The organism is uncultured Maribacter sp., assembly GCF_963974015.1.
Lineage (GTDB): Bacteria > Bacteroidota > Bacteroidia > Flavobacteriales > Flavobacteriaceae > Maribacter.
Map to the genome: position 1 here is coordinate 38,656 of NZ_CAXBBZ010000014.1, position 23,699 is coordinate 62,354.

Annotated in this window: 27 protein-coding genes; 19 read left to right on the forward strand and 8 right to left on the reverse strand. The window is 35.6% G+C overall.

What is annotated here, in order from left to right:
- Positions 1–4 precede the first annotated feature (4 nt).
- Both AACZ41_RS14725 and AACZ41_RS14730 read right to left on the reverse strand, forming a co-directional pair.
- Entirely contained in the window at positions 5–1,198 is a 1,194-nt protein-coding gene (locus tag AACZ41_RS14725) for a permease (RefSeq protein WP_339629324.1), read from the reverse strand.
- Positions 1,199–1,317: 119 nt separating this feature from the next.
- Positions 1,318–2,508: a histidinol-phosphate transaminase gene (locus AACZ41_RS14730; RefSeq protein ID WP_339629325.1), complete on the reverse strand. Its 1,191-nt coding sequence runs from the start codon at positions 2,506–2,508 to the stop codon at positions 1,318–1,320.
- Positions 2,509–3,063: 555 nt separating this feature from the next.
- Between AACZ41_RS14730 and AACZ41_RS14735 the strand changes: the two genes are divergently transcribed.
- On the forward strand, positions 3,064–3,537 hold the full coding sequence (locus AACZ41_RS14735) for an Lrp/AsnC ligand binding domain-containing protein (RefSeq protein WP_335636915.1): 474 nt from the start codon (positions 3,064–3,066) through the stop codon (positions 3,535–3,537).
- 1 nt (position 3,538) lies between these two features.
- On the opposite strand, the gene AACZ41_RS14740 is transcribed toward AACZ41_RS14735, so the two are convergent.
- Positions 3,539–4,930, reverse strand: coding sequence for a Gfo/Idh/MocA family oxidoreductase (locus AACZ41_RS14740; protein WP_339629326.1), 1,392 nt, complete (start codon positions 4,928–4,930; stop codon positions 3,539–3,541).
- A 234-nt stretch (positions 4,931–5,164) separates the two neighbouring features.
- Here AACZ41_RS14740 and AACZ41_RS14745 point away from each other — a divergent pair, with 234 nt between their 5' ends.
- A complete protein-coding gene (locus tag AACZ41_RS14745) occupies positions 5,165–5,620 on the forward strand; it encodes a small multi-drug export protein (RefSeq protein WP_339629327.1) in 456 nt (151 codons plus the stop codon).
- A gap of 104 nt (positions 5,621–5,724) precedes the next feature.
- Positions 5,725–6,096, forward strand: a complete 372-nt coding sequence (locus AACZ41_RS14750; protein WP_339629329.1) for a pyruvate kinase — start codon at positions 5,725–5,727, stop codon at positions 6,094–6,096.
- 165 nt (positions 6,097–6,261) lie between these two features.
- Here AACZ41_RS14750 and hutG read toward each other — a convergent pair whose 3' ends face one another.
- The 4 genes from hutG to hutH form a co-directional block, all read right to left on the reverse strand.
- Positions 6,262–7,218, reverse strand: a complete 957-nt coding sequence (hutG, locus tag AACZ41_RS14755; protein WP_339629330.1) for a formimidoylglutamase — start codon at positions 7,216–7,218, stop codon at positions 6,262–6,264.
- 65 nt (positions 7,219–7,283) lie between these two features.
- Positions 7,284–9,284: a urocanate hydratase gene (locus tag AACZ41_RS14760; RefSeq protein ID WP_339629331.1), complete on the reverse strand. Its 2,001-nt coding sequence runs from the start codon at positions 9,282–9,284 to the stop codon at positions 7,284–7,286.
- A gap of 78 nt (positions 9,285–9,362) precedes the next feature.
- Positions 9,363–10,610, reverse strand: a complete 1,248-nt coding sequence (gene hutI, locus AACZ41_RS14765; RefSeq protein ID WP_339629332.1) for an imidazolonepropionase — start codon at positions 10,608–10,610, stop codon at positions 9,363–9,365.
- Between the two features lie 4 nt (positions 10,611–10,614).
- The gene (gene hutH / locus AACZ41_RS14770; RefSeq protein WP_339629333.1) at positions 10,615–12,189 is read right to left on the reverse strand and encodes a histidine ammonia-lyase; all 1,575 of its coding nucleotides are present in this window, start codon (positions 12,187–12,189) and stop codon (positions 10,615–10,617) included.
- A gap of 84 nt (positions 12,190–12,273) precedes the next feature.
- Between hutH and AACZ41_RS14775 the strand changes: the two genes are divergently transcribed.
- Together AACZ41_RS14775 and AACZ41_RS14780 are read left to right on the forward strand one after the other, a co-directional pair.
- On the forward strand, positions 12,274–13,161 hold the full coding sequence (locus AACZ41_RS14775) for a LysR family transcriptional regulator (RefSeq protein ID WP_339629335.1): 888 nt from the start codon (positions 12,274–12,276) through the stop codon (positions 13,159–13,161).
- Between the two features lie 99 nt (positions 13,162–13,260).
- Positions 13,261–13,818: a nitroreductase gene (locus AACZ41_RS14780; RefSeq protein ID WP_339629336.1), complete on the forward strand. Its 558-nt coding sequence runs from the start codon at positions 13,261–13,263 to the stop codon at positions 13,816–13,818.
- A 2-nt stretch (positions 13,819–13,820) separates the two neighbouring features.
- Here the strand turns inward: AACZ41_RS14780 and AACZ41_RS14785 are convergent, their stop codons facing one another.
- Entirely contained in the window at positions 13,821–14,336 is a 516-nt protein-coding gene (locus AACZ41_RS14785; protein ID WP_339629337.1) for a DUF456 domain-containing protein, read from the reverse strand.
- A 143-nt stretch (positions 14,337–14,479) separates the two neighbouring features.
- Between AACZ41_RS14785 and AACZ41_RS14790 the strand changes: the two genes are divergently transcribed.
- From AACZ41_RS14790 to AACZ41_RS14855, 14 genes are all read left to right on the forward strand, one after another.
- Positions 14,480–14,842 carry a BlaI/MecI/CopY family transcriptional regulator gene (locus tag AACZ41_RS14790; protein ID WP_339629338.1) on the forward strand — a complete coding sequence of 121 codons (363 nt, stop codon included), beginning with the start codon at positions 14,480–14,482 and terminating at the stop codon, positions 14,840–14,842.
- Positions 14,839–16,470 (forward strand): M56 family metallopeptidase, encoded by a 1,632-nt coding sequence (locus AACZ41_RS14795; protein WP_339629339.1) that lies wholly within the window; start codon positions 14,839–14,841, stop codon positions 16,468–16,470. Before AACZ41_RS14790 ends, AACZ41_RS14795 begins: the two co-directional genes overlap by 4 nt.
- Positions 16,471–16,561: 91 nt before the next feature.
- Entirely contained in the window at positions 16,562–17,038 is a 477-nt protein-coding gene (locus AACZ41_RS14800) for a hypothetical protein (protein WP_339629341.1), read from the forward strand.
- A 5-nt stretch (positions 17,039–17,043) separates the two neighbouring features.
- On the forward strand, positions 17,044–17,598 hold the full coding sequence (ruvC, locus tag AACZ41_RS14805; protein ID WP_079511787.1) for a crossover junction endodeoxyribonuclease RuvC: 555 nt from the start codon (positions 17,044–17,046) through the stop codon (positions 17,596–17,598).
- Positions 17,599–17,623: 25 nt separating this feature from the next.
- Complete coding sequence (locus AACZ41_RS14810) at positions 17,624–17,986, forward strand: four helix bundle protein (protein ID WP_339629344.1); 363 nt, start codon at positions 17,624–17,626, stop codon at positions 17,984–17,986.
- 35 nt (positions 17,987–18,021) lie between these two features.
- Positions 18,022–19,155 (forward strand): radical SAM family heme chaperone HemW, encoded by a 1,134-nt coding sequence (gene hemW / locus AACZ41_RS14815; RefSeq protein WP_339629345.1) that lies wholly within the window; start codon positions 18,022–18,024, stop codon positions 19,153–19,155.
- Between the two features lie 128 nt (positions 19,156–19,283).
- Complete coding sequence (locus AACZ41_RS14820) at positions 19,284–20,030, forward strand: cyclase family protein (protein WP_339629347.1); 747 nt, start codon at positions 19,284–19,286, stop codon at positions 20,028–20,030.
- A gap of 2 nt (positions 20,031–20,032) precedes the next feature.
- A complete protein-coding gene (locus AACZ41_RS14825; RefSeq protein ID WP_339629349.1) occupies positions 20,033–20,392 on the forward strand; it encodes a DUF4260 domain-containing protein in 360 nt (119 codons plus the stop codon).
- Positions 20,385–21,005, forward strand: a complete 621-nt coding sequence (locus tag AACZ41_RS14830) for a DUF4230 domain-containing protein (RefSeq protein WP_339629350.1) — start codon at positions 20,385–20,387, stop codon at positions 21,003–21,005. The genes AACZ41_RS14825 and AACZ41_RS14830 overlap by 8 nt, the downstream gene beginning before the upstream one ends.
- A 23-nt stretch (positions 21,006–21,028) precedes the next feature.
- Positions 21,029–21,424 (forward strand): Dabb family protein, encoded by a 396-nt coding sequence (locus AACZ41_RS14835; protein WP_339629351.1) that lies wholly within the window; start codon positions 21,029–21,031, stop codon positions 21,422–21,424.
- A 5-nt stretch (positions 21,425–21,429) separates the two neighbouring features.
- Positions 21,430–21,972, forward strand: a complete 543-nt coding sequence (locus tag AACZ41_RS14840; RefSeq protein WP_339629352.1) for a GNAT family N-acetyltransferase — start codon at positions 21,430–21,432, stop codon at positions 21,970–21,972.
- A gap of 7 nt (positions 21,973–21,979) precedes the next feature.
- Positions 21,980–22,333 carry an MmcQ/YjbR family DNA-binding protein gene (locus AACZ41_RS14845; RefSeq protein WP_339629353.1) on the forward strand — a complete coding sequence of 118 codons (354 nt, stop codon included), beginning with the start codon at positions 21,980–21,982 and terminating at the stop codon, positions 22,331–22,333.
- Positions 22,334–22,464: 131 nt separating this feature from the next.
- A complete protein-coding gene (locus AACZ41_RS14850) occupies positions 22,465–23,082 on the forward strand; it encodes a biopolymer transporter ExbD (RefSeq protein WP_339629354.1) in 618 nt (205 codons plus the stop codon).
- Positions 23,083–23,104: 22 nt separating this feature from the next.
- A complete protein-coding gene (locus tag AACZ41_RS14855; RefSeq protein WP_339629355.1) occupies positions 23,105–23,566 on the forward strand; it encodes a biopolymer transporter ExbD in 462 nt (153 codons plus the stop codon).
- The last annotated feature ends 133 nt before the right edge of the window (positions 23,567–23,699 follow it).

Sequence of the window (23,699 nt, forward strand, 5' to 3'; positions counted from 1 at the left end):
TGGCTTAAATCGCTTTAGCTTCATTCATTTTTTTGCTCTCACTAGATTCGTACTTACCTTCTGTAATTGTCATACGAGATTTTTTTTTAGCAGTTACTTTTGCAATTTTGCGTTCTCTCTCCATCATAAAACTTTTAGATTTCAAGATATCTGGGGCAAAAGAAATAGCTAGAATCGATGCTCCTAAACCCAGTAGTGTTAATGGATCGATGAAGAATTCGCTAAAAGAGAAAATACCGATAATTAATAGAGTTGAAAAAGGCAAAGAACATGCGAGTATATTTAATCCGAAATTAACATCGAAGGTCGGATTCGGCTGTGCGTCTTTTTCATCCATAGACTGAATGGCATTCATATGTGCGAACGGCCAAAAGCTACAAGCACTTTGTGGGAATACGACTAAAAGTAAAATCATTGCCGGTGTTAAGGCGGAGATTGCGAATGTAAATAGACCACTTAGTAAAAAGGCAAGTCCCATTCTGCGGAACAACATGGATAGAATCAATTTAAATTCACCTGAATTTATTCTAACGGCCATTCCAATAAATAACAATACTAAAGGCGTCATTAAGTCTTTTATGCTTAATGCGCTATTTTGAAAAAAGGCAGGTAATGAAGAAAGGTTTAATCCGAAACCTAACATAAACAAACCTACTAGAATGACCATATTAATAGGTTCGTTAACCAATGAAATGAAAAGACCTTTTAATTTGCTTTTAGAGGATACTGGCTTCTCAATTATTGCATTTTTGCGATACCAATGCATGGCTAGCATATATAAAAGTATAAGTACAAAAATTTTGTTTCCTATATCTGCTAATGCCGCCAAAGCCAAAGTATCGTCGCCTAAGTAAGCTACTATAAATGGAAAACAGGATAAGCCTGGTGCCGTCGATGGTAATAACATCATTAACGTTCTCTTTTTACTTTTCTCTTCTTTATGTAATGAAGCTGTAAGAAAATATTTTGTAGCTAATAACATTAACAAATTAAATGTCAAAGCGACTAAAGGAAATACTAACAATGTGCCATTAAGCTCTATTTTTAAGAGAGCAACGAAAATAGTGGCAGGTAAGGCCACGCTTAAAATTAAAACCTTAACTCCTTTTAAATCTTGCGAGGCTATTTTCTTTTGTAAAAGCAATCCAAGGCCAATCATTAATATTAATTCCAGTGTTTTTTGTAAAACAAAATTCATCTTCCGAGAGATTTAGTTTGAGCAGAGATCTTTAAAAATGAATAGCCCGAAGGAGTTGAACTTAAGACTGTTGTATCAAGGCAATTATCCTTTCACTCAACTCCTGGACTAATTCAAAATTAAACTAGCACTTTTTCAAGAGCAGCTGTAAACAACTTCATTTCGTCCATTGTACCCATGCTTACACGGCACCAGTTTTTTCCGTAGATTTCAAAAGCTCGTACACCAACACCTTTGGCGGTCATTTTTTCTAAGAAAGATTTACCGTCCATTTCTATTGGGAAAATTATAAAGCTAGTAGAAGAAGGTACATATTCAAAACCTAAGCGGTCAAGGTTTTCATATACGTATTCTCTACATTCTCTATTCAGTTTTCTGGATTTATCCTTAAAGGCAATATCTTCCAAACTGGCCATTGCGGCATAAACGGAAGGAAGCGAAATACCCATTCCACCACGTGTTATTTTTTGAATGATATCTAAGGTTTCTTGCTGTGCTACTACATAGCCTACACGTAAACCTGCCATACCCTGTATTTTAGAAAACGTACGGGCAATGATTACATTTTTACCTTCATTGATTAACGATACCATACTCTTTTTGGCACTATCTTCTAAGAAACCTAAATAGGCTTCATCAATAAAAATTGGAGTTTTCTCAGAAACGCGAGAACAGAAATCTAAAAGTTCTGCATGGTCGGTCATACTCCCAGTTGGGTTGTTGGGGTTGCAGATGTACACTAATTTTGTATCATCATCAACTACAGCTTCCATGGCTGCTAAATCATGAGACCAATCCTTTTTAAGTGGTATCGGTTTCCAAGTTGCACCAGTTGCTTCAGCAACTTTAATTAGGGACATATAAGCGGGATCTGCAGAAACAATATTTCCTCCTTGTTGAAACAATACCATTGCTGTTTTCTCCAATAAATCCGATGAGCCTGGTCCCATCATAATATTTTCTTGCTTCACACCCTCTTCAACAGCAATCTTATCCATTAACTGGTATAGCTCTTTCCATGCGTAACGATTACCTTTTGGTGCATATTCTTGCATAGCTGCAACTGCCATTGGCGATGGGCCATACGGATTTTCGTTTGCGTTTAATTTTGCCGCAAGCTCTAGAGGTTGGGACGGTGCATATGGTAAATATTCTTTAAAAAACGGGGTATATGGTATATTTCCTTTTACATCCAAAGAAATGGTATGTGAAGGAAAAGCCCCATAGGTTAAATAAGGTGCGGCCATTACACCTGCAGCGGTGAGTACGCCTTTTTTAAACCAATCTCTTCTATTTAATTTTGTTTTCATTCTATGTTCTATTAGGATTGTATGTTCAGAATCATCTAATAAGTTCCCTTAAGGTTCTAAATACATAACATGCGAGCTAAACGTTTTTTTTTAAATGGATACTCAAGATGTGGTTGGAGGTAATGTTTTAGACCCATTATCCATCTATTTGGCATGCTATTTTATTATAATTAGACTTAAACAATATTATTGATTGTTGAAGGATAATAAAAATACCTTGAGATTATAACATATTGTAATTAAGGTAATTAAGTGGTTATTTTTCGAATAAAAAACAGGTTTTATTGCTTAAAATGATTATTAATCAATTTTATTTTTTTTAATGATTAAAATCTATTGATTTGATATTAATTGAAGTGAAAATGCTTTTTACACATTCGTTAATATGGGTATTGAATTATAAATAATTTAATAATTATCGGCAATTTATTTATCATATTATCATCTACAATTAGATAACTATAAATTAAATTTGTTAAAAAGGGTTAAACGCTTATAATAGTTTAATGAGTAGTCAATTTTTAATTAATGTGAAAATTTAATCGAACGGATCAAATGAGAAATAAATTAGACCATGTAGATTTTAATATTTTGAATATTCTGGCTGAAAATGCACAAACCCCTTATACCGATGTAGCCAAAAAATTGATTATTTCTCCAGGAACGGTACATATGCGAATGCGAAAAATGAGGGAGATGGGTTTAATAACCGGTGCAACCCTTAGTTTAGATTACGCTAAAATGGGTTGGAAAATGACTATTTTTTTAGGAATATTTTTAAGTGAGATTAACCTTTTTAAGAAGGTCATGAAAAAATTAAATGAAATTGAAGAGGTGGTAAAGATACACCACGTAACAGGCAAATACGATATTTTCATAAAGATGCATGCAAGAGATAGCTTTCACTATAAACAAGTATATCAAGATGAAATTCTTAGCATTACAGGTATACGTGGTATAGAATCTTTTATTTCAATTGAAGAGAATGTGGAACGCCACATTCAATTCACTGAAGTAATAGAAGATTAATTTACATTAATTTCATTTCTATAGGGTTCCAATTAACGGGTTGTTTTCTAGAATAACTTTCGTTGGCCAAAAGCGCTGCTCCGGCTGCTCTAAGTCCAAATTTTGGGTCTTGTATTACTTTGCCATTACTTCTTATGCTTGTAAAGAAATTATTGAAGTGGTCGTAATGAGCTCCTTTGTAATTACCAGGTGCTTCCCAAGTGGTTGTGCCAGTTGACAGACTAGAACTTCTAGGTTCTAAATTTTTAGCTGCATATTCGTTTTTGATTTTTTGTTGCATTTCCTCAGTAAACGATATTAACGAATATCCACTTGGGGTCATGCTTAATTTTGAACGGTTTACGGTGACCGAGTTTTGCCCTATTTCCATTTCACCTTCAGTGCCTATAAGTTTAAAACCACCACCACCACCACTGCCTGCGATAAAGTTTATTCGGAAAGCTGCATTAAAAGGTGCATGAGTTTCGGTTTTAGGATAGTCATATAAAGTTATAGATACATCGGGTACATCTCTACCGTCTTTCCAATAACGCAGTCCACCAGTGGCTAAAGCTCTATTTGGTCCATGGGAACTTATGACATAGTTTAAAGTAGAAAATGCGTGAACGAATAAATCTCCGGCAACACCGGTACCATAATCTTGGTAGTTTCTCCACCTAAAAAACCGTTTTGGTTCGAAAGGTACCTTGGGTGCATTGCCTAAAAAGGTATCGAAATCAACGGTATTCGTGTTTGCATCTGGCGGTATAGGATATTGCCACGCACCTTCGGCAGAATATCTGTCGTTATACATGTCTAACATCACAATATCCCCAATAGCACCTTCTTCATAAAGTTGCTTTGCTTTCTCATTGCCAAGTGATGACATTCCTTGGCTACCAACTTGGCATATTTTACCTGAGTTTTTTTGAGCTTTTATTATTTCTTGACCTTCATTGAAATTTTGCACCATCGGTTTTTCGCAATATACATGCTTGCCAGCATTAAGTGCAGCAACTGCTATAGTTTGATGCCAATGATCTGGTGTTGCAATAATTACGGCATCAATATCATTACGATTTAATATTTCTCTATAATCTCTAGTCACGAAAATATTTTGTCCCCAAAGTTCTTTTGCTCTTTCAAGCCTTCCCGTATATAAATCGCATGCTGCGACCAATTGCACTCCATTAACTTTCAGGGCAGCTTGTGTGTCGAATATTCCCTGAATTCCTGTGCCGATCAAAGCAATATTTATTTGATCGTTCGCGCTAAACTCTTGATGGGTGTAGCTTCTACTTAATATTAAATGTTCTTTGCTAGAAGCTGCCAATAAAAAAGGACTTGTGCTTATGGCAGCTGAGGTAAGTGAAGCGCGTTTTATAAACGATCTTCTAGAGTTTTTTTCGCTCATGTTTTTGGTGTGGTATTGATAGTTCTTGTAATCTTTTAAAAATAGTAATTTTATAATTGAATATGGTCATACGTATTTCATATAAAAAAGTAGGTAATAATTTTAAATGCCGTTGTTACTAAAATATTTAAGCTGTTGGTCTTGATAATTCGCATATCATCATTATTTATGATTTAAATGGCAAAGAATTTTTCTATAAGGGCGTAATTTTGCAGTCGCTTAAAATAGACTTTATTGAAAGATTTGATCATAGCAGCACTTTGGAGCATCTCACCACTAGGGGAAGCTAAGGTGGGTATACCCTATGGTTTACTAAATGGAGTTAACATTTACTTGGTGTTAATAGTGTGCTTTTTAGCAAATGTTTTGGTATTTCCAATCATGATGTTTTTCTTACATACCATCAACACATACTTACTTCGTTGGCATTTTTACAAAAAAGGTGCGCTTTTCATTGCGCGTAGGGCAAAAACCGGCTCAGGTGATCAAATAAAAAAATATGGTTTTTACGGGCTTATATTTTTTGTAATGTTACCTGTTCCTGGTACAGGAGTATATGCGGGTAGTATTGCGAGTTATCTTTTTAAAATTGAAAGAAAAAAAGCCTTTCTTGCTAATACCATTGGTATCTTTTTATCTTCTGTAATCGTTTGGGTCACTACTTTGCTGACCATGAAAGGTATGGCATAGTATCTTGTTGTGTTTCTATTACTTCTTGCATTTTGTGAATAACTAAACATCTTAAAAGTTCTATTACGAACATAAGCCCTTTAAATTTGCAGCTTTTTAATGCTATGAATGACCTTAAAATTGGTGATAAACTTTATAATGTAGAGCAGAATGGCTTCAACGATTTTGCTAGATATTCATTTTCTGAAGTGGTGCGTTTAACTGAAACTTTGGCCGTGTTGAAAAATGGGGTTAGACTCATAAATAGACCAAAACAATCTTATATTATGGAAGATGTTGGCTATTCGGTTTCACGTAATAAAGGTTCGCATTGGCATATCGTTTCTTTAAAAGCAATTCGTAACGCACAAATTGAAAATGAGAAAATTAAAATTCATGATTGGTTTGCTTCGAAGCAATTTTCATTAAAAGAAAAACAACAGATTTTTCAACTTTTCAGTAAAAATGAAGACCAATTAAATTTGATTATAAAATAGTTGTTGTAAGAAATTAACAGGCTATACATTTATTTAAAAACCTTTATTATCTTTGTGGCGTTGTGTTGTGTCTCAAAGAATATTTGAGACAATTGTGTTTATCGGTTTATGCCGATAGTACCCAATGAAAGGCTTTCCATAATGGGAGGCTTTTTTTGTTTTCGCTTATACTTTATGGATAACATAATGAACCAAAGAGGCTGCTAACTTTGCAGTTTGATCATCTACATCGAAATTCGGATTTAGTTCTACGACATCCAATCCTAATAATTTACCCGATTCAAGAATAATTTTAAGGCTTTTAAGAACAATGTCAGGAGAAAAGCCCATTGGCGATGAGGCGCTAACACCTGGTGCATAAGCTGAAGAAAAACCATCTAAATCAATTGTAGTGTAGAGATAATCAACATCCTCTATAAATTGCATGAGACGTAATTCTACATGTTCTAAATAGGTCATGCAAAAATACTTTTGCTCTAAATAATTTGCGTGATGGACCTCTGCAAATTCAAATAGGTCTTTTGTGTTCGCATCTTTTCGAATACCTAAAGCCATATACTTTATTGACTCATTTTTAGCATTATGCTCCGTGGCTATTTGGTAAAAAGGTGTTCCTGAGGTATTACCATTGGTATTTGGCCTAAAATCGAAATGCGCGTCAAAATTAATGATACCTATTGTTTTGTTTTTCGGTAAATATTGAGACAAACCGTTGTAATGCCCATAAGCAAGATCGTGACTACCACCAAGTATAAGTGGAATTGAATCGTTTTCTAAAAGAAATGTAACGGCACTTGTTAAATCGTTCTGTAGCGTTTCTAAATCTTCATCATTACATTCAAGATTTCCAAAATCGATGATTTGCGTGTTGTCGTCAAGATGATTGGGCATTTTCCCCAATTGCTTCCTAATAGCATCTGCACCCAATGATGATCCAACTCTGCCATGGTTTCTTCGTACTCCTTCATCGCTACTGTAGCCTAATAGGGCTATAGTCTTGTTTTGTTTAGACTGAAATGGTGATTTGATACTTGAAAGAATAATTTTTTCATTCAAATAGAGTTGTTGGTCAGACGACCTTCCAATCCAATTTTCTTTTCTAGGAGGCTTATAATTTGACATGTTATATCAGCAAATTAGTGGTGAAATCTAATGAATTAAAGCATCAAATTTACACTAGAATTCGATTAAAACAAGTTCTCTAAATATTTGTCTTCTACTAAATTAGGAAAAGTAACTTTAAGCATTGGTGTTCTTTCCATTTCTCGTTGAATAGCGAACATGGCTTCTTTATTTCGAGCCCAGCTTCGGCGAGATATCCCATTGTTTACATCATAAAAGAGCATGTTTTTGAGTTTACGCTCTGCATCTTTTGAGCCATCTAATACCATACCGAAACCACCATTGGTGACTTCACCCCAACCAACACCACCACCATTATGGATGGAAACCCATGTAGCACCTCTAAAACTATCGCCAATGACATTGTGTATGGCCATATCGGCAGTGAATTTGCTACCATCATTTATATTACTTGTTTCTCTGTAGGGTGAGTCTGTTCCGCTTACGTCATGGTGGTCTCTACCCAAAATAATAGGGGCAGATAGCTCTCCATTTGCAATTGCCTCATTAAAGGCCAAAGCTATTTTTGCTCTACCTTCTGCATCAGCATATAATATTCTGGCTTGAGAACCTACCACTAACTTATTTTGTTCTGCTTCCGTTATCCATTTGATGTTGTCTGACAATTGCTGTTGAATTTCAGTTGGCGCATCTTTTTTTATTTCCTTTAAAACACGTAAAGCAATGGTATCCGTTTTACGTAAATCTTCGGCTTTTCCTGAAGAACACACCCATCTAAAAGGACCAAAACCGTAATCAAAACACATTGGCCCTAAAATATCCTGTACATAAGAAGGATATTTAAAATCAATAGTATTCTCTGCCATTACATCAGCTCCCGCTCTGGAGGCTTCTAAAAGAAAGGCATTGCCATAATCGAAGAAATAAGTCCCTTTTGCCGTATGCAAGTTTATGGCTTCGGCATGTCTGCGTAAAGATTCTTGAACTCTAACTTTAAAAGCTTCTGGGTCTTGATTCATCATTAAATTAGCTTCTTCAAATGAAAGCGCGACTGGGTAGTACCCACCGGCCCAAGGATTGTGTAAAGAGGTCTGGTCAGAACCTAGATGGATATAAATATCCTCATTATAAAAGCGCTCCCACACATCAACAACATTACCAATGAATGCTAAGGAGATTACTTCATTATTCGCTTTAGCTTTTTTTGTTCGAATCACCAATGAATCTAAATCTTGAATTAATTCATCTACCCAACCTTGTTCAAATCTTTTTTTGGCGGCATGCGGATTAACTTCTGCACAAATAGTAATACAACCAGCAATATTGCCTGCTTTTGGTTGGGCACCGCTCATACCGCCTAAACCTGCGGTCAGGAAAATCTTCCCAGCCGGATGTTCGTCGTTCTTCAATACTTTCCTAAATGCATTCATCACTGTTATAGCTGTACCGTGAACAATGCCTTGCGGACCAATATACATAAATGAACCAGCCGTCATTTGGCCGTATTGTGTTACCCCTAATGCATTGTATCTCTCCCAATCATCTGGTTTAGAGTAGTTCGGAATCATCATTCCGTTTGTTGCCACCACGCGAGGAGCTTCTTTAGATGAAGGAAAAAGGCCCATTGGGTGACCAGAATACATATGTAAAGTCTGTTCTTCAGTCATTTCCGATAGATACTGCATGGTAAGCAGATACTGAGCCCAATTTTGAAATACGGCTCCATTGCCACCGTAGGTAATCAACTCCTGAGGATGTTGGGCAACAGCAGGGTCTAAGTTATTCTGAATCATGAGCATGATTGCAGCTGCTTGAGAAGTATGTGCCGGATAGCCAGATATTGGCCTAGCATACATCTCATAAGATGGCTGAAAACGATACATGTAAATACGGCCGTAAATTTGCAATTCTTCAGCAAACTCAGGTGCTAGTATTGCATGCCATTTTGATGGAAAATAGCGTAAAGCATTTCTAATCGCCAATTGTTTCTCTTCATTAGAAAGTATTTGCTTTCGGTTTGGAGCATGACTAACTTCTAAAGAACGTTCTTTTTTTTGAGGAAGTTCTTTCGGAATACCGGTTTGTATAAGTGCTTTAAAATCCATCTTTTATTTTTTTGAATATAGAATGTGTGAAAATTTTAAATATGACCGTAGACTTTTTGAATTTTCACTAACGACTAATTACTTATGCCTGTCAAATACAAGATTGCCATTCTTCCATACCATGCAAGGTTTTAAGTTGCCTTGGTTGTAAAGAATATCTTGGTAATTGTCACTGTGAAAAACTGCAAAATCGGCCAGTAGCCCTTCTTCTAGTCTTCCGCGATCAGAAAGGTTTAAGGCCGCAGCAGCTCTAAAGGTGATTCCTGATAAAACTTCTGCATTGGTCAGTTTTTCGAATGTACCTAAAATACTGGCTTGAGTTAATAAGTCGCCCATGGGTGCAGAGCCTGGGTTGTGGTCGCTTGCAATTGCTAAAGCGGCACCAGCATCTAATAATTTACGAGCGGGAGTGAAATCACATCCTAATCCTATAGAAGCACCGGGTAAGGCAACAGCTATGGTATCGCTATTGGCTAGTATCTCAATTTCATTATCGGTGCTTGCCTCTAAATGATCCGCACTTATTGCTTTGAAATCTACGGCAACTTTGCTTCCGCCTGGTGTAAATTGATCAGCGTGAACGGTGATGTCAAATCCCATGTCATACGCTTTTTCAAAGTAGGCTTTAATGTCTTGTGATGAAAATGCACTCTCTTCAATGAATGCATCAATACGGTTGGCTAATTTTTCTGCTTTAAGAATAGGGAATAATCCATCAGCAATTTCTGCTAGATACTCTGTTTCTGTACCTGAAAAATCTTTAGGTAGCATGTGTGCAGCTAAACATGTTGTTATTAAATCTGGTAAGGCGCTATTATTGGCTTCCTTGATTGCTCGTAGCATTTTCAACTCTTCCTTCACGGTAAGGCCATAGCCACTCTTTACCTCTATAGTGGTGGTGCCATTTTTTAAATGACGATTAGCAAGTTTTATGGTGCTTTTGGTCAATTCTACTTGTGTGGCTTTTCTAGTTTGCGTAACCGTATCCCAAATACCACCGCCCGCATGTGCGATTTCTAAATAAGATTTACCTGCATTTCGCATTGCATAATCCTTAGCTCGTGATCCTCCAAAACAGATATGGGTATGAGCATCTATAAAGCCTGGTACACATACATGATTTCCTTTTAGGGTTATCGTTTCTTCAATTTTTTCGGTTTTTTTTAAACTTTCAAAACCTCCTATTTTGGTAATAGTTGAATCAGTTATAAGGATACCTCCATCAGAAATTATGTGCAATTCACTATCCTTAACGGCACCTTTTAAAGGCATACCTGTCATGGTTATAATTTGCTTGAAGGGGCCTATTAATGTTGCTTTTTTCATGTTTTCAATATACTTCGAATTCTGTTGAAAATTTAGTTTTCAAAGAAATGTTTAGTTCTTTTTGAACACGATCTACAACTTTTATGATGGTTTTATTATGAATCATTTCAATTCCTTTTTCAATATCGTCGGCGAAAATGCGATCTTTTACAGCAAATGCGACCTGCTCACGAACGGCGTTATGCACTTCGTCTAAAAAGACACCGGATTTTAGTGGTTTTCGGAATTCAAATGCTTGGGCTGCAGTTAATAATTCTATGGCCAATATTTTTTCTACGTTTCCAATGACCTGTAACGCTTTTCTCGCTCCAATAGAACCCATGCTTACGTGATCTTCTTGGCCTAGAGATGTAGGAATACTATCTGCACTTGATGGAAAACAAAGTCCCTTATTTTCACTTGCCAAGGCTGCCGTAGTATACTGTAAAATCATATAACCAGAATTGATGCCAGTATCGTTCATTAGTAATTTAGGTACACCAGGACTATTACCTTCCAGCGCTAAATAAATTCTTCTATCTGAAATATTCCCTAATTCCGAAGCTGCTAAACACGCATAGTCTAATGCCATGGCTAATGGTTGCCCATGAAAGTTACCGCCACTAATGGTCAATTCTTCATCAATAATTACGGGGTTATCGGTAACCGAATTTAATTCAACTTCAACTAATTCTTTTAGGTGTAGCCAAGCGGTACGAGAAGCACCATGTACTTGTGGAATACACCGAATGGAATAGGGGTCTTGTACCTTTTCACAATCAATATGGTCCTCCATGATTTCAGAACCTTTCAATAATTTCTTTACTCTTTTCGCAACATGAAGATTACCTTTAAATGGGCGTAAAGCATGAAGTTCATTGTAAAAAGGTTTTACAGAACCTTGTAAACCTTCAATCATCATGGCGCCAATAATATCGGCTTGTGCTAATAAGGAGTGTAGTTGGGAAACTACCTTTACGGCATGCGCTGCAATAAACTGAGTGCCATTTATCAAAGCAAGACCTTCTTTTGGACCCAACGCGATAGGCTCAAGTCCTGTTTTTTCAAACAAGGTTGCTGTCGAGATAATTTCATTTTTATATTCCACTTTTCCCATTCCAATTAAGGGAAGAAAAAGATGGGACAAAGGCGCCAAGTCTCCCGATGCACCAACAGAACCTTGAGACGGAACTACCGGAATAGCATCATTCTCTATATGCCAAATAATCCGTTGTAATGTCTTCAATGCGATACCTGAAAAACCTTTAGCTAAGGATTGTGCTTTAAGAATCAGCATCAATTTTGCAATGTCTGTTTTTATTGGGTCACCAACACCTACACTATGACTTTGAAGAATATTGGTCTGAAGAATATTCGTTTCCGATTTTGAAATCTTGGTAGTGCATAAGGGCCCGAATCCAGTATTAATACCATAAACAGGGTGTCCTTTGTCTACTATTTTCTGAACGATGCCCCAGCTTTTCTCTATTTTTTTCTCGGTTTCATTTGAAAGAATAACAGAAATTTTATTCTCAGTAATTTCTAATGCTTTACCTGTGGTAAGCCAATCTTCACCTAGTTTAAAAGTCTGTTCATTCATTGCTTTTGTGTTTCAAGATTTAAAATAAAATTAATACCTATTTTTAATACTTGGTAATATCAATTTTGTCATTAATCCATAACTATGAGTAATCAACTTGAGCTGCGTCATTTAAATTATTTTCTTGCTGTCGCGAATGAATTACATTTTAGAAAAGCTGCGGAGAAGTTATTTATATCCCAACCCGGACTAAGCCGACAGATACGGCAAATGGAGGATATTCTTGAAACGCAATTGTTTGAACGAAACAAGAAAAAAGTTTCGCTTACGCCAGCGGGTCATTATTTAAAGAAAGAAGTTGAATTTGTATTCAACCATTTAGAGAATGTTGAACGGCAGCTAAAATTGGTAGGTGATGGTAATAGTGGTGAGTTGCGAATAGGGTTTTTAGGTTCTGCCATGCAGCGGATTATTCCAGATTTATTATTGAAGATTAAGGAGAATTACCCTAGAGTAAAAACATCTTTAGAGGAGCTTTCAAATTTTGCACAAGTAGACGGAGTTCTTAATGATCAATTGGATATGGGTTTCGTGCGCGTTTCTCGAGTACCCAATACTTTGAATATGAAAACTGTTTTTAAGGATACATTTTCATTAGTGCTGCCAGAAAGATACCCAATGTTGACACGTGAGTTTGAAGGAATGCATCAATTTATAAATGATGAATTTATTCTTTTCAGTCAAGCCTATAGTCCTTTGTATTATGATACCATAATGAGTATTTGTCAAGATGCAGGTTTTGTGCCGAAAGTCTCTCATAAATCGGTTCATGCACATACCATTTTTAAATTAGTAGAGAATCATATGGGTATCGCTATTGTGCCAACAGCTTTGCAGAACGGATTTCAAATGCGAGTAAAATTTATTGAACTTAAGAATATTCCCCAGCGGGCAGAATTATCGGTCATATGGAAAAAGGAGCATAAGAATCCGGTTTTGAAAAATTGCATGGAGTTACTTTTAGCAAAATAGCGTTAAATCAACGTAAGATATGTTCGCGCTTTACTTTTAGTAAATGCGTAACATAAAATTTATAGGATAAGGTTTAATTTTACAAGATAAAATGACATTATGATATTTGATTTAATAAAGAAGAGAAGGTCTATTTTTCCAGTACAGTATAATGACACCCCTGTTTTGAAGGCTGACATAGAAAAGGTATTGGAGGCTGCAAATTGGGCGCCAAACCACAAATGCACAGAACCTTGGCGTTTTAAAGTGATTCAAGGAAAGGCGAAAAATCGACTAGGTACTTTTTTATCTAAGAAGTATGAAGAATTGGATCCAAGGCCAAAAGCAATGAAAATCAAAAAGCTTCAAGAGAATCCTCAAAAGGCAAGTGCTGTTATTGCTATTTGCATGCAGCGAGACCCAAAGGAATCTTTGCCAGAATGGGAAGAAGTGGCCGCTGTTTCTATGGCCGTACAGAACATGTGGTTGCTATGCACAGAAATAGGTATAGGTTGTTATTGGTCTTCACCCGGACTCATAAAATACATGGATGAATTCTTTCCACTTGTAGAAGGTGAAAAATGCTTAGGATTCTTTTATATGGGAAATTTTGACGGAGATCTTCCTGAAGGAAAACGAAATCTGATTGCTTCAAAAACAGATTGGATTACTGAATAGGGTTAATTAAAGAAAGGAAATAGTGCTGCTTTGTGTTGCCAGGCTTCAGAAATGAATAACCCTAAGTATACAATGGCTACCAAGAATTTCATAAAAGTACCGGTCAAAAAACCTAGAAATGAACCAAAAGCCGCTTTTGCAGCGGTTTTTTTGTCCGCTTTATTTAATAATTCACCTACTAAAGCACCAATAAAAGGCCAAATAATAATGCCAAAAGGGCCTAATATAGGAAAGAAAAGTGCGACTATTAAACCAACAGTGGTACCTATAACTCCTGCACGGGTACCTCCAAATTTTTTAGTTCCTATGGCTGGTATTACATAGTCTAAGGCAAAAACCAGTAAAGCAATGGCTAGTGTAATTACTAGAAAGGTCCAAGTCATATCTATTACGCTTGTAAAATGTAGTAGAAGTAGGCCCACCCAACTAATTGGAGGCCCTGGTAAAATGGGTAAAAAACTACCTATTATGCCCACGATCATTAGTATAAAGCCTAGTGTCAATAAGAAAATATCCATTGTTTGATTTCAGTGTTTTGTATTAGACTAAGATAGGTCTCTAAAGTTACAGGAGAATGAACCAATATTATTTTTATAACTAAAAAATTAGTTTAAACTAAATATTTAGTTATATTTGAATAACAAACTAAAACATTAGTTGAATGAAACAGTTGACAAAAGCCGAAGAAGAGATTATGCAAGTTATATGGCAATTACAGAAATGTAATGTTGCCGCGGTTATAGAAAAATTACCTGAACCAAAACCGGCATACAATACGGTTTCTACCATAGTGCGTATTCTTGAAAGCAAAGGCTTTGTAGATCATGAGCAAGAGGGGAAAGGGTATTTGTATTTTCCATTGGTGCAAAAAGCCGATTACAGTAATCAATCTATTAATAAACTGGTAGATGGGTATTTTCAAGGTTCTTTTAAAAGTATGGTGTCTTTTTTTATGAAGAAAAATGATATGAGCTTGTCTGAACTTGAATCGGTATTGAATGAAATTAAAAAGGATATGCCATGATGCAATACATACTAGAGTGCATTACCTTTCAATTACTATTCTTGGTCATTTATGACTTTTTTCTAAAGCGAGAAACTTTTTTTCAATGGAATAGAGCGTACTTACTAGGTACATTTTTACTATCCCTGATTTTACCCTGGGTAAAAATTGAAGCATTTAAGCAGCAAATGCCACATACTTTTGCTGGGTATCCTGATTTTTTATGGAATTTAAATGCTGCACAAGTGGCAGTAGATGTTGAGGATACTGCGGGTTGGCAATTAACTTGGCAAGAAGGTGTACTCTATTCAGGAATGGTATTGGCGCTATTGTTTTTTGTGTTAAAACTAAGCCAAGTATATCTATTGAAAAAGCGCGGTAAGCAGGTTCAATTTCCAAATTTCACGCAAGTAATCATCACTAATAGCAGCATCGCCTTTTCATTTTTTAAATCCATTTTCATTGGTGACAAGGTGCTAAAAATGAAACATGATACCATTATCGAGCATGAGTTGGTACATATAAAACAAGGACATACTTGGGATCTATTATTCTTTGAATTAATGCGAATAATCGCGTGGTTCAATCCCTTGGTATATGTGTATCAAAATCGAGTTTCAGAATTGCACGAATTTATTGCAGATGCTCATGTAGCCAAAGAAGACAAATCAGAACAATATCAGCAGTTATTATCGCAAGTCTTTCAAACCGAACATATATCATTCATCAATCAATTTTTTACAAAATCATTAATCAAAAAACGAATCGTCATGTTACAAAAATCAAAATCAAAAAAAGTTTGGCAGTTAAAGTATTTGCTATTAATTCCTATGGTGTTGGGGATGTTGTTTTATACCAGTTGTGAGGTAGAATCAAAAAATGAAGATAGGGAATCAATAAATGAAACAAGTTTAAAATCTGGTATTGAAATACATTTTTCTAACGTAGAGCAAGTGCCAGTATTTCCAGGTTGTGAAAATACTGCGGATAAAAAAGCTTGTTTTAATGAAATGATGCAACAACATATCAGTAAAAATTTTTCTTATCCCGAGCAAGCTTTTGAAGCGGGTATTGAAGGAAGGGTAAACGTTATGTTTACGATTGATGAATATGGAAATGTTGACAATCTAAAGATGAGAGGACCAAATCCATTATTGGAAAAAGAAGTTGAGAGGATTATAAAAAGATTACCTCAGATGCAGCCGGCTAAACATAAAGGAAAAGTTGTAAGGATACCTTATTCTATTCCAATAGTATTCAAGTTAGATTATTTAAACTCATCAAAAGTTTCAAATAATAATGGTGAAGTGCCTTTCGCAGTTGTGGACGAAGTCCCCATTTTTCCGGGCTGTGAGGATGCTACTGATAAACGGGCTTGTTTTAATGACAAGATACAATTACATATTGGTAAGAATTTTAAATATCCTCAGGCTGCACAAGACGCAAATATTGAAGGTAGGGTAAGCACTATGTTTATGATTACTTCTGAGGGTACTATCGAGAATATTAGAATGCGAGGTTCAGATAAGCTATTGGAGGATGAGGTAGAGCGTATCATTAAGCGATTGCCCAATATGACTCCCGGAAAAAATGATGGTAAGCCAGTAAATGTACCTTTCTCTATTCCGGTTACCTTTAAATTGAAGTAGAACATTATACATTGTCAAAATATATTTCGACCTCATATTTGATTAAGCAACTCCTCAAAAAAATCGTAATTTCACCCGTAGAACAGGTGTGATGAAACGATATGTATACTTTCTTCTTTTAATACTTGTAAGTTCTTGTTCGTTCTTTGAATCAAAACAAAAACGAACTCAAGAGCTTATAAATGAAGAATTGCGTCATATAGATTGGAATAGTGTTGACTCATATCCCTTTTTCTACACCTGTGATGAAGCAGCTACCAAAGCTGAACAGAAATCATGCTTTGAAGAAACATTAATTTCTCATTTTCAAGAAACCTTAAATGATTTTGAATTTACACTTACCAATGCCGAAAGTGAAACGGTAGCGGTTATTTTTGTAATCGATACGATGGGTAAAATTAATGTCATCGATATAGAAAAAGATGCTTGGGTATTAACCCAAATGCCAGAATTTGACGGAGTTATTACCCAAAGCTTAAAGAATCTTCCTAAACTTGCACCCGCTTTAAAAAGGGGGATTCCGGTGAACACCAAATACCGTATACCTGTTCAATTAAATACAAACTAAACATTTTGGCGAACGAGAAAATCATATTGGGTATTGATCCAGGTACAACTATTATGGGTTTCGGACTCATTAAAGTAGTAGGTAAAAAAATGGAGTTTATTCAAATGAATGAATTGCTACTTCAAAAATATAATGACCCATACACGAAATTAAAGCTCATTTTTGAGCGTACAATTGAATTAATTGACACCTATCACCCCGATGAAATAGCTATTGAAGCACCGTTTTTTGGTAAGAACGTACAGTCGATGCTTAAATTAGGCAGAGCTCAAGGCGTAGCCATGGCTGCGGGACTTTCAAGACAAATACCGATTACCGAATACCTTCCTAAAAAAATTAAAATGGCGATTACCGGTAATGGAAACGCCAGTAAGGAACAAGTGGCAAAAATGCTGCAAAGTGTATTAGGATTAAAAACATTACCCAAAAACCTGGATAGCACTGACGGACTAGCAGCTGCGGTCTGCCATTTTTATAATGAGGGTAGGGTTGAGGTTGGTAAAAGTTATACTGGATGGGATGCTTTTGTGAAGCAGAATGAGAAAAGGGTTAAGAAATAAGACAATAATCAATTAGCAATTATCAATGAGCAATGAAAATCCATTATTGAAAAAATCTTATGATTTTGCTTTGCAAATTGTTAAGCTATATCAACTTATTACCAAAAATAAAAATGAATACGTTTTATCAAAGCAACTCTTAAGGTCTGGAACTTCTATTGGTGCTAATATAGCCGAAGCTAATGGCGCAATTTCTAAAGCAGATTTTTCCGCTAAAATCTCAATTGCTTACAAAGAAAGTTTGGAAACCAAATACTGGTTGAACCTACTTATGGATTCAGAATATATTGAAGTAACTACGGGGCAGAAATTGGTTGATAATGCAGACGAGCTTTCTAAAATTATGTTTTCGATTTTAAAATCCACAAGAATAAAAAAAGGAGCATAATTGCTCATTGTTAATTGTTAACTGTTTATTTTATCATGAGCGGAATATATATTCACATTCCTTTTTGTAAGCAAGCTTGTCATTATTGTGACTTTCATTTTTCTACCTCGATGGGGAAGAAGGAGGCAATGGTGAACGCGTTATGTAAGGAGCTAGAATTGCGTAGGGCGGAGTTTGAAGGAGAAACTGTAGCGACAATTTATTTTGGTGGTGGTACACCATCCGTTTTGCAAACGGATGAAATAGAGCAAATATTGAACTCGGTTCGCAGGAATTATAATCTTATCGATAATCCTGAAATCACCTTAGAGGCGAATCCTGATGATTTATCAGAAGAGAAAATAGTGCAATTGGCTGCGAGTTCGATAAACCGATTAAGTATCGGTATTCAATCGTTTTTTGAGGAGGATTTAAAACTGATGAATAGGGCACATAATTCTGCAGAGGCAGAAAAAAGTTTGCAATTGGCTAGTAAACATTTCGATAATATCTCTATCGACCTTATTTATGGGATGCCCAACATGAGTTTAGCTCGTTGGAAAGAAAATATTGATAAAGCTCTTGGATACGGAATTCCGCATATATCTAGCTATGCATTAACCGTAGAGCCTAAAACGGCGCTTGCCAAATTTGTGGAAAAAGGATTGGTTTCACCTGCCAGTGATGAAGAAGCACAAGAGCATTTTAACCTCTTGAACGAAATTCTATTAGGTGCGGGATTTGATTGCTATGAAATCTCCAACTTTGGAAAACCTGGTTATTACTCAAAAAATAATTCCGCGTATTGGCAGCAGAAAAAATATATAGGTATTGGTCCGTCTGCGCATTCATTTGACGGTGTTCGCAGGTGCTGGAACATAAATAACAATCCGAAGTATATTAAATCTATTGAGCAAAATATCGTTCCTATGGAAGTTGAGGTTCTTTCTGCGACAGATAAATACAACGAATATATAATGACTGGACTTAGAACCATTTGGGGAGTATCTTTAAGTAGAATAGCAACCGAATTTGGCCCAAAGTTTAAGGAATATGCCTTGTTACAAGCCGATAAATTTATTGAAGGACATCTTTTGTTTATAGATGGAGAAACTCTTAAAACAACAAAAAAAGGCATGTTTCTGGCAGACGGTATTGCTGCAGATTTGTTTATGGTCAATCTTCGATAACCTTTTGGACACGAAAGTTTCTCGATTCGAATAACCTTACTTGAACCGTTTAAAAAGTTGTAATTTTCTTAATTCAAAATACAACGTTTAATCAACCATTCAACTGCACACTTATTGACAGTAGTAAAATGAAGGCCACTATATCCTACAAAACCAAAGAATACCACATAGACCTTTCGAAACCGTTAGATATTTCGATAGCGATTAGAGGTACTAAAGAAAATATAAATGCTTGGTATATCGATGCCCCCAAAATTTCACCACATACCGATGGTGATTTTATAGGTAGTATTTCGGCAGGCTCAAGTACAAATTTTTATGATATTTGGTTCAATCCACATTCACATGGTACGCATACGGAATGTGTGGGGCATATATCAATAGAACATCAGTCCATAAATCAAAACCTGCATCAGTTTTTTTTCTTGGCTGAGGTTATAACCATTGCTCCATCAGAAGAAAATGGTGATTTGGTCATTACCAAGAATCAGCTAAAAAAATTATTAGAAAATAAAGATCCTAAGGCTATAGTAATTCGTACGATTCCGAATTCCGAGACCAAATTAAACAGACAATATTCTAATACCAATCCTCCATACATTTTAGAGGAAGCAATGGAGTATATTAGAGAATTGGGTGTTGAGCATCTGTTAATTGATTTGCCATCTGTGGATAAAGAAAAAGATAATGGGCAGTTATTAGCACACAAAGCATTTTGGAATGTTAACGGAGAGGTACGATTAGGCGCAACAATAACGGAATTTATCTATGTGAAGGATGCTATCGCTGATGGAAGCTATTTTTTAAATCTTCAAGTAGCCCCATTTGAAAACGATGCTAGCCCAAGCAGACCAGTACTTTATAAAATAGAATAATCATGAAAAATGTATTGAAATTAGAAGAAGTTGCCTTAATGGGTCTTGGTATATTTATGTTTGGCCTATTGGGTTATCAATGGTGGTGGTTACCTGTGTTGATATTAACTCCCGATGTATCGATGTTAGGCTATCTGTTAGGGTCAAAGATTGGTGCGCTGTGTTACAATATAGTTCATCATAGGGCTGTCGCTATACTTTTGTATTTCGTAGGTGCCTATTTTATGTTGCCCATAGTTGAATTAATAGGAACAATTCTTTTTATACATATAGCTATGGACCGTATCTTTGGCTACGGACTTAAATATGATAAAGGGTTTAAGTTTACTCATTTAGGTGAAATAGGAGGAAAAAATGGATAATGTTTTTGATACGTTTCTTGGATTACTCTTAGGTGCTATTGGTACATATTGGGTTTTTACATTTTTTAGGGGTAAGAAGACTAAAGAAATTACCACTCATCAGTCTACCGTGCTTTTAGAGAAAATGAAAAGCGTTTGTAAGCTTATTTCGGTTGAGGGAGATTTTGCTGAAATATACAAGTATGAGAATGTAAAGGATTTTATGAGTTTGGTAAGCAGCAAAAAAAAAGCATTGATTGTTATTAAGGCAAAGGCCCATATTGGATATGACCTTAATAAGTTAATGATGCATGCTGATGAAGAAAGAAAATTAATTGTATTGGATAATTTCCCTCAACCCGAGGTGTTAAGTATAGAACCTGAGTTGGAGTTTTATGATATAAAGAGTGGTTTTTTTAATTTTTTCGTACCAGATGATTTGACGAAATTAAATGCAGAGGCGAAAAAACATATTCGTGAAAAAATTCCTGAAAGTGGATTAATGGATACTGCCCGTAAAGAAGCTTTACAGACTGTTTTGATTATGGAGAAAATTGTGGAAACCATTGGGTGGAAGCTAGATTATACAGCGCTTAAAATTCCGCAAAAGCAAATAGAACAACTAGAACGATAACGTTAAACAATTAAAATTTTATAATGAAAAACATAATTTGTATTCTTGCAATAACACTAATGACCAGCACTGTTTTTGGTCAAAATGAAAATGAAATGAAAGAATTTGATCCCAATTTTTCCCATACCGTATTTTTTTGGTTGAAAAATCCAGATAATGAAGCAGACCGTACAGCTTTTGAAACCTCATTAAAGAAGTTTTTAGATAACTCGGGTTATGCAAAAACAAAGTTTATTGGCACACCGCCAAGAGCTAGTAGAGATGTTGTTGATGGCTCTTTTACGTATTCTTTGATTTTGTCTTTTGATTCAGCTGAATCTCAACAAGCATATCAAGATGAAGCACCACACAAGTTATTTATTGCGGAATCTGAAAATTTGTGGAAAAAAGTAATTGTTTATGATTCTACCAGCATCTAAATACCATGTTCGTTTTTCGAGAGGCTAAAATCACAGATGCCAACAGTATTGCAAATTTGCATGCTAAAAGTTGGCAACAGAATTACCGAGGTTCATTTAGTGATGAATTTTTGGATAATGAGGTTTTAGATGATCGATTAAACGAATGGACGAAACGTCTTCAAAATCAATCTAATGATCAATACTTGATATTGCTTGAAGAAGATGATGAACTACAAGGTTTTATTTGTGCTTATTTTGGTCACGATGCTCAATTTGGAACATTGCTTGACAATTTACATGTAAGCTTAAATACCCAAGGTAAAGGGGGCGGTACTCAATTAATGATTTCGCTTGCAAAAGAAATTCTAAAGCGCAACAAGGAAAAGGGTTTTTATCTGTGGGTATTAGATAGCAATGCCGCTGCAATTTCTTTTTACGATAAATTAGGTGGTGTGGCAGTAGAAACAGTTGAGTCCAATGAAATAGGTGATACCCCTTTTTTAAAAATTCGTTATGTTTGGAATGATGCCAATGTGTTTTTAACGAGGGTAGCAGCTGATAAATAAGATTTCCATGAACGTCGAAGAATACCGAGAATATTGCATTTCAAAAAAGGGTGTGACGGAATCTTTTCCTTTCGATGAAGTTACTTTGGTTTTTAAAGTTATGGGTAAAATGTTCGCACTTTGTGGGTTGGACCATGTGCCGTTACGTATCAATTTAAAATGTGACCCTGATAGAGCCATAGAACTTCGTGAAGAGCATGATGGCATCATTGAGGGTTGGCATATGAGTAAAAAACATTGGAACACTGTCTACCTAGATAGAGTATCCAATAAACTTGTCATTGAATTAATCGACCACTCTTATGATTTGGTTGTCTCTAAATTCACCAAAAAATTAAGGGCGGAATTGAATGCGTTGTAATAAAGGGGTAGAACGGAAGGTTTAATTGTTAAAAAGAGTCCGTTCACTCATTCAAAAGGGCCATACACTCATTTTCACTTTTTTACTTTTGTTGATTTTTGGTTCTTAATAGTGTATTAAATGCACTGTTTATGAAAAATCACAGAGTACCTCAAGAAGTAAATGCCGGTTCCATGGCAGACATCGCTTTTTTATTATTGATTTTTTTCTTGGTCACAACCTCTATAGAAAATGACGCAGGACTTAATCGTCTAATGCCCCCAGAAAACAACGAAGCCAGAGCTGAAATTAAAGAGCGAAACCTTTTTAAAATTAGCATAAATGACAATGATCAAATAATGGCTAATGGAGAAATTCTCGAACTTCCACGTCTCAGGGAAAAGGTAATTGACTTTATAGATAATGGTGGGTTGCCCATGCAAAGTAGGGAATATTGTGATTATTGTAAAGGAGAAAGCTTGGTTGATTTATCTGAACATCCTTCAAAAGCTATAGTATCTATTAAGTCACTTCGTAATACAAGCTATCCAGTTTATGTATCCGTTCAAAATGAGGTGATTGGTGCTTATAACACCTTGCGCAATAGGGAAAGTCTTAGGTTGTTCAATACAACTTATGAATCCATAAATTCTGATTATTATAATGAGGAAATCACTGATAATCAAAAAGAAAAATTAAAAGAAAGCCTTGAAATTATCAGAGCGCTTTACCCTCAAAAAATTCTAGAACCAGAAACCATAAATAACTAAGGCTATGATAAAATTCAACAAAATGTCAACTGGTAGAAGTTTACCACCCATATCTACAGCATCCTTACCTGATATCGTTTTTATACTTCTTTTTTTCTTTATGACAGTTACTGTTATGAAGAACCAAAATTTATTGGTTGAGAATACGTTGCCAAAGGCAACAGAGATTGATAAATTGGATAAGCAAGATCGTATTATTGAAATTTTTGTGGGTCAAGCTAAGGATAATCACAATACAAATTTGGGGAATGAGCCTAGAATTCAAATGGATAATAAGTTTGTTACTGTTGATGAGGTTGGCGATTATGCTCTACAAGCCTTGTCCGTAATGCCAGAACATTTAAGAAGTGTTGCAACGGTATCCATAAAGGCAGATGTCGGAGTAAAAATGGGAATAATTGAGGATTTAAAAAAAAGGCTCCGATTGGTTAATTTACTCAAAATAAACTACACAACTTTTGAAGGTGATGTGTTAGATAATTGAAAGAATCCGTAATAGAGTTATGTAATGGGGTTGATATTTTTATGGCACATGAGTATAAAAAAAAGAACAACGTTCATTTAAAAAATTGTTTTCTGATCTTTTTATAGAACTCATAGATTGCTCATTTGGTTTA

Bases quoted from the DNA above. Each gene is read 5' to 3' on its own strand.
- AACZ41_RS14795 (WP_339629339.1), top strand. From the start codon at position 14,839: ATGATGCAATACATACTAGAGTGCATTACCTTTCAATTACTATTCTTG.
- AACZ41_RS14725 (WP_339629324.1), bottom strand. From the start codon at position 1,198: ATGAATTTTGTTTTACAAAAAACACTGGAATTAATATTAATGATTGGC.
- AACZ41_RS14850 (WP_339629354.1), top strand. From the start codon at position 22,465: ATGAAAAATCACAGAGTACCTCAAGAAGTAAATGCCGGTTCCATGGCA.
- AACZ41_RS14840 (WP_339629352.1), top strand. From the start codon at position 21,430: ATGTTCGTTTTTCGAGAGGCTAAAATCACAGATGCCAACAGTATTGCA.
- AACZ41_RS14750 (WP_339629329.1), top strand. From the start codon at position 5,725: ATGAATGACCTTAAAATTGGTGATAAACTTTATAATGTAGAGCAGAAT.
- hutH (WP_339629333.1), bottom strand. From the start codon at position 12,189: ATGAATGAACAGACTTTTAAACTAGGTGAAGATTGGCTTACCACAGGT.
- AACZ41_RS14730 (WP_339629325.1), bottom strand. From the start codon at position 2,508: ATGAAAACAAAATTAAATAGAAGAGATTGGTTTAAAAAAGGCGTACTC.
- AACZ41_RS14735 (WP_335636915.1), top strand. From the start codon at position 3,064: ATGAGAAATAAATTAGACCATGTAGATTTTAATATTTTGAATATTCTG.
- AACZ41_RS14810 (WP_339629344.1), top strand. From the start codon at position 17,624: ATGAGCAATGAAAATCCATTATTGAAAAAATCTTATGATTTTGCTTTG.
- AACZ41_RS14820 (WP_339629347.1), top strand. From the start codon at position 19,284: ATGAAGGCCACTATATCCTACAAAACCAAAGAATACCACATAGACCTT.
- AACZ41_RS14855 (WP_339629355.1), top strand. From the start codon at position 23,105: ATGTCAACTGGTAGAAGTTTACCACCCATATCTACAGCATCCTTACCT.
- hutG (WP_339629330.1), bottom strand. From the start codon at position 7,218: ATGTCAAATTATAAGCCTCCTAGAAAAGAAAATTGGATTGGAAGGTCG.
- AACZ41_RS14760 (WP_339629331.1), bottom strand. From the start codon at position 9,284: ATGGATTTTAAAGCACTTATACAAACCGGTATTCCGAAAGAACTTCCT.
- AACZ41_RS14785 (WP_339629337.1), bottom strand. From the start codon at position 14,336: ATGGATATTTTCTTATTGACACTAGGCTTTATACTAATGATCGTGGGC.
- AACZ41_RS14740 (WP_339629326.1), bottom strand. From the start codon at position 4,930: ATGAGCGAAAAAAACTCTAGAAGATCGTTTATAAAACGCGCTTCACTT.
- AACZ41_RS14830 (WP_339629350.1), top strand. From the start codon at position 20,385: ATGGATAATGTTTTTGATACGTTTCTTGGATTACTCTTAGGTGCTATT.
- AACZ41_RS14835 (WP_339629351.1), top strand. From the start codon at position 21,029: ATGAAAAACATAATTTGTATTCTTGCAATAACACTAATGACCAGCACT.
- hemW (WP_339629345.1), top strand. From the start codon at position 18,022: ATGAGCGGAATATATATTCACATTCCTTTTTGTAAGCAAGCTTGTCAT.
- AACZ41_RS14790 (WP_339629338.1), top strand. From the start codon at position 14,480: ATGAAACAGTTGACAAAAGCCGAAGAAGAGATTATGCAAGTTATATGG.
- AACZ41_RS14845 (WP_339629353.1), top strand. From the start codon at position 21,980: ATGAACGTCGAAGAATACCGAGAATATTGCATTTCAAAAAAGGGTGTG.
- hutI (WP_339629332.1), bottom strand. From the start codon at position 10,610: ATGAAAAAAGCAACATTAATAGGCCCCTTCAAGCAAATTATAACCATG.
- AACZ41_RS14825 (WP_339629349.1), top strand. From the start codon at position 20,033: ATGAAAAATGTATTGAAATTAGAAGAAGTTGCCTTAATGGGTCTTGGT.
- AACZ41_RS14800 (WP_339629341.1), top strand. From the start codon at position 16,562: ATGAAACGATATGTATACTTTCTTCTTTTAATACTTGTAAGTTCTTGT.
- AACZ41_RS14780 (WP_339629336.1), top strand. From the start codon at position 13,261: ATGATATTTGATTTAATAAAGAAGAGAAGGTCTATTTTTCCAGTACAG.
- AACZ41_RS14775 (WP_339629335.1), top strand. From the start codon at position 12,274: ATGAGTAATCAACTTGAGCTGCGTCATTTAAATTATTTTCTTGCTGTC.